We start from the raw sequence: 5,152 nt of genomic DNA, 5'->3' as shown, positions 1-5,152 counted from the left end.
TAATAAAATAGTCCTAAATGATTTATTTCTATAATTTATACTATTATTTAATTATAACATATGTCAATAGTTTCTTTTTTATTATTTTTATATTTACTACCATTTAATATATCTATATATTTTAATAAATTAGGGCTACAAAAAAATCATTATACATAGTAAAATGTTAATGATCAAGGAAGGTGTTATTATTCATGATAGTTTTAAGCTGTAAAAATATCCATAAAAGCTATGGGATAAAAGTTATACTCGGAGATGTAACTTTCAATATAAATGAAGGAGATAAAGTCGGCCTCATAGGTCCAAATGGAACCGGCAAGTCTACCTTGTTCGACATTTTAACAAATAAATCAAACTATGATAGCGGAGATCTGTATATAGATAGATCTAAAACTCTAGGGTATTTAACCCAGCATCTGTCTTTAGATTCTTCAAATACAATATATGATGAAATGTATACTGTATTTGAGGATCTTGTTAATCTTGAAAAAAAACTTGATAAATTGGAATCATTAATGAGCAAACCCTATGATACAGCCAGAAAAGAATATCACAATAAGCTGATAAATGATTACACTACCTGCTCAGAGCTTTATTCAAATAGAGGGGGATACACTTATAGGGCGGAAATAGGGAAAACCCTAAAGGGACTCGGTTTTACAGAGGATGAATACAGCACACCTATAAACGTGTTAAGCGGTGGTAAAAAAACGCGTGTGGCCCTTTGCAAGCTTCTCCTTACAAAACCCGATATACTTCTACTTGATGAACCTACCAACCATTTGGATTTAGATGCCATAGAATGGCTGGAAGATTATTTAAAAGCTTATAAGGGCACTGTAATACTGATATCCCACGATAGATATTTTTTAGATGCCATAACACATTCAACCATTGAGCTCATAAATGGTCATATAAATTATTATAACGGCAATTATACCAAATATCTTGAACTTAAAAAAAGAAACTATGAAATTCAATTAAAAGCATATAACATACAGCAGATGGAAATAAAAAAGCAGGAAGAAATTATCAAAAAATACAGATCATTTAATAGGGAAAAAAGTATAAAAGCAGCAGAAAGCCGGGAAAAAATGCTGAATAAATTAGAGAGAATAGCTCCACCAGACAAAGATAAAAAAATTAAAAATGTAATATTTAAAACCCAGCTAAACAGTGGAGATGATGTGCTGCAGGTAAAAGATATGAGTAAAAGTTTCAACAATAATATTTTATTCCAGAATTTAAACTTTAAGCTAAAAAAAGGTGAAAAAACAGCAATTATTGGCGAAAACGGCTGTGGCAAAACCACTCTTTTCAAAATAATTATGGGAGAAATTAAAAAAGACACTGGCATATGTCTACTAGGCAGGAATGTAGAAATAGGATATTATGATCAGGAGCAGTCTGATCTAGATCCTGAAAAAACAGTCTTAGGTGAGATATGGGATAAATTTCCTAAACTAACTGCCACAGAAATACGAAATTCGCTGGCTAGTTTCCTTTTTACCGGAGATGAAGTATTCAAGAAAATTTCATCTTTAAGCGGTGGTGAAAAATGTAGAATAAATTTATTAAAGCTGATATTATCCAAAGCCAATTTTTTGCTTCTAGATGAGCCTACAAATCACCTGGATATAACCTCTCGAGAGGCTCTGGAAGAAGCATTGTTAAATTATAATGGCACTTTACTCGTAATCTCCCATGACAGATATTTTTTAAATAAATCTGTAAATAAAATATATGAGTTAAAGAAAAATGGCATGAAGGAATATCTCGGAAATTATTCCTATTATATTGAAAAAAAGAACAATCCATTGAGATTTGAGAAACAGGAAAAAAATAGAGGTAAAACTAAAACTCAGATACAGCATGATAAAAAAAAGAAAAGAGCTCTTGAAAAAAAACAACATGAAAAAAAAGCTGAAATAGATTACATTGAAGAAGAAATATCAAGTTTAGAGAATTTTTTGTCAAAATTACAAAAAAAATTGTGCCTAGAGGAAGTTTATTCTGACTCCAAAAAAAGCAGCGAGATAAACAAAAAAGTTCTGGACACACAGAGTAAAATAGATGACCTATACAGCAGATGGGAAAAAATGCTATAAGTTATGCCAATTTTTAGATCATTTTTAGGTACGGTATAAAAACCATTTTTCATGAGAGAGCTCTACCGTACCCATAAGATCGACTAAAACTTTTTCAATTAACTTACTTTCTATATTTTCCTATCTTCTCTTCCATAGTAACTCCGGAGGGTCTATAATCTATTTTCACTACAGATGCCACCCTTGAAGCCCCTTGCTCCACACATATGGTTTGGGCAGTTTCCACTATTTTTAAAAGCTGACTCAATTCTCCCTCCATAGTAGTTTCCATAGGTCCTACCTCATATTTTACACCACAGGAATCTATATATTCTATTACTTTATCAACTACACCATAAAGATCCTTCTCTTCAACTACAGGTAAAACCTGTATACTCACATTTGCCAATGCCATAACATCAACCTCCTATTGTCAAATTATCATAGCTCTTACTACATTTTCAAAAGACTTTTTAATTTTTTTACATTGTTTCTGCTTATCGGTATCTCAGATTTTTTCTCATCATCCATTACTAATTTATATGTGCCATTAAACCAGGAATACAATTCTCTAATATTATCTATATTCACTAAAAAACTCCTGTGAGATCTAAAAAAATTAGTTCTTTCTTCTATTTGACCTAAAGTATATCCCACTAAGTAACTATCATTTTTAACCTTCACATAGGTTTTATCATCTTTTATATAACAGTAGTAGATATCCTTTACATTTACCAGTATTATCTTACCCTGCCTCTCACAAGGTATTTTCTTAACCAGTTTTTTTTCCTTATCCATTTTATCTATCAATTCATTCAAAATATCCTTTGATATTCTCCCGTCCTCTGTATTTTTGTCATCACTTTTCTGCATAAGCCTATCTATGGTAATAGCTATCCTTTTTTCATCAAAGGGTTTCAAGACATAATCCAACGCATTTAACTCAAAAGCTTTTACTGCATGTTCCTCATAAGCAGTGACAAAGATTATATCAACATGTTCATCAAATCTTTTAATATTCTTAGCAACTTCCATACCATTTTCCACCGGCATATTTATATCTAGAAATACCGCATCAGGTTTTTTTGATTTTACAAGTTCCATGCCAGTTTTACCATCATATGCAATTCCCTCTACAGATATACCCTTGTGCTGTGATATTATATAATTCAACTCCTCTGCAGCAGGTATCTCATCTTCTACAATAACACATCTCAATTTATCCATTTATTGATGAAACCTCCCTCATCGATATTAAAAAACTAATCTTGGTTCCATTATTTACAGATGTTTTTATATCAAGCCCATGATCCTCTCCATATAACAATTTCAATCTCTCATTTACATTTTTCAGCCCTATACCCGGCCATTTAGTTAAAACTTCATTTAGTCTTTCTTCATTCATCCCCACTCCTGTATCTGTTATACAAAAACGTATTTCATCATTTTCAAAAAATGCCTCAAGGTATACTTTCCCGCCTTCCGGCTTAGGCAATATACCGTGTTTTATAGCATTTTCCACAATCGGCTGAAGCACAAATACAGGCACTTTCTCATCCATCATTTCATCCGGTATATCAATAATTAACTGTAATCTATTACCAAACCTAGCTGTCTCAATGGAAAGGTAGGATTGAATAAATTCAATCTCATCTTTCAGATAAACAAAATCCTCCTGTCTTTTTAATGTTTGCCTAAAATAATTGGACAGATCTATTATAAGCTCTCTGGCCTTTGAAGGATTTGTTCTGCAAAAAGAAGCTATGGTATTTAGTGCATTGAACAAAAAGTGTGGTTCTATCTGAGCTCTTAAAGCTCTAAATTCTGCCGTAGATGCCTCTTTAGCCAATTTATTCAATTTATATAGTTCTATCTGGTTGGATAGGAGATCACTTAATTCTTTCCCAAATTGTATGAAATAGGGATTAATATTTTTCTTCAACCTCACCCCCAATCCAAGCACTCCTTCAAAACCTGAGTTGGGTATTTTAAATGGAGCACAAACAAAAAACATGGATTTACCATCATATTGCAGTTCAATAATTTTATAATCAGGTGATTTATTGTATTTTTGTATCTCCTGTCTTAATTTTTCTTCATGTATACTAATTCCAGAATAAGCTAAAAATCCATTTTTATCTCCTATAAATATGCCATCTGCATTGGTCATCTCATATATTATTTCAGAAACATTTTTTGCCGTTTTTTCGTTAAGTCCCTTTCTCATATAATTTACAGTTTTTTTTGTAATATTAAGAGCTCTCTGTGCTTCTATAGCACCAATTCTATCGTATTCCTCCTTTGCACTTTTTATTATATTTATAAAAATTACTGAACCTAGAGAATTTATGAGAATCATAGGTACCGCTATAATCTCTACTAATTTAAGGGCTGAACTAAACGGTCTGGAAAGTATTAAAATTATAATCATCTGACAGCATTCTGCCGCCACTGCTCCAATAAATACCTTCTTAAGATTAAAACCTTCATCTTTCGAGAGTTTTTTTATAAGTCCTCCAACCAATCCTTCTGCCAAAGTGGCAACTCCGCAGGAAAGGGCAGTAAATCCTCCTAAAAAATATCTGTGAGTTCCTGCTATAATTCCAACTATCACTCCAAATACAGGCCCCCCTATATACCCTGCTACTATAGCTGCTATAGGTCTTGTATTTGCTATGGCATCGTGCAGTCCAATATATCCTGCTTGTATAGAGCCCATTGGCCTGATATTATCCATAGCATAGGGCTCTACATTTACTCCAGTATAATTACCTATAATACCCAATAAACTGAAAAACACTATAAGTGCAATTTTATCTATGAATTTCAGCTCACCTTTAATCATATTTTTTAAAACATGAGATTGATTGTATATATATGCAGATATAGCTATAAGTGCCATACTTTCAAGCAATTGAATATATATCAAAATTTACCACCTCTAAAAACTGCATTAGCCGACTTCTAGCATAACTCTAATACTTTTGTTCCTATAGTGCGCCAAAGTCCAATCTCCTGCATTATTTGTTCAAAACACAAATTATTTATATATAATTATATAACAA

General features: G+C 32.1%; 4 protein-coding genes. 1 reads left to right on the top strand and 3 read right to left on the bottom strand.

Translation table 11 applies throughout. From position 1 onward, the window contains the following. Positions 1–194: 194 nt before the first annotated feature. On the top strand, positions 195–2,108 hold the full coding sequence (abc-f, locus tag J5G60_RS16475; RefSeq protein WP_150358867.1) for a ribosomal protection-like ABC-F family protein: 1,914 nt from the start codon (positions 195–197) through the stop codon (positions 2,106–2,108). Positions 2,109–2,211: 103 nt separating this feature from the next. Here the strand turns inward: abc-f and J5G60_RS16470 are convergent, their stop codons facing one another. Genes J5G60_RS16470 through J5G60_RS16460 form a run of 3 tightly spaced genes read right to left on the bottom strand, consistent with a single transcriptional unit; the run spans position 2,212 to position 5,016 of the window. Further along, entirely contained in the window at positions 2,212–2,502 is a 291-nt protein-coding gene (locus tag J5G60_RS16470) for a thiamine-binding protein (RefSeq protein ID WP_150358866.1), read from the bottom strand. A gap of 38 nt (positions 2,503–2,540) precedes the next feature. Further along, positions 2,541–3,314, bottom strand: coding sequence for a LytR/AlgR family response regulator transcription factor (locus tag J5G60_RS16465; protein ID WP_150358865.1), 774 nt, complete (start codon positions 3,312–3,314; stop codon positions 2,541–2,543). Then, positions 3,307–5,016 carry a LytS/YhcK type 5TM receptor domain-containing protein gene (locus J5G60_RS16460; RefSeq protein WP_150358864.1) on the bottom strand — a complete coding sequence of 570 codons (1,710 nt, stop codon included), beginning with the start codon at positions 5,014–5,016 and terminating at the stop codon, positions 3,307–3,309. The genes J5G60_RS16465 and J5G60_RS16460 overlap by 8 nt, the downstream gene beginning before the upstream one ends. Positions 5,017–5,152 lie beyond the last annotated feature (136 nt).

The sequence above is a fragment of the Clostridium sp. HV4-5-A1G genome (assembly GCF_900184915.1).
In the GTDB taxonomy this organism is placed as follows: domain Bacteria; phylum Bacillota; class Clostridia; order Clostridiales; family Clostridiaceae; genus Clostridium_B; species Clostridium_B aromativorans.
Note: the sequence above shows the minus strand (reverse complement) of the source record. Positions and strands in the feature narration are given on the sequence as shown.

Bases quoted from the DNA above. Each gene is read 5' to 3' on its own strand.
- J5G60_RS16470 (WP_150358866.1), bottom strand. From the start codon at position 2,502: ATGGCATTGGCAAATGTGAGTATACAGGTTTTACCTGTAGTTGAAGAG.
- J5G60_RS16465 (WP_150358865.1), bottom strand. From the start codon at position 3,314: ATGGATAAATTGAGATGTGTTATTGTAGAAGATGAGATACCTGCTGCA.
- abc-f (WP_150358867.1), top strand. From the start codon at position 195: ATGATAGTTTTAAGCTGTAAAAATATCCATAAAAGCTATGGGATAAAA.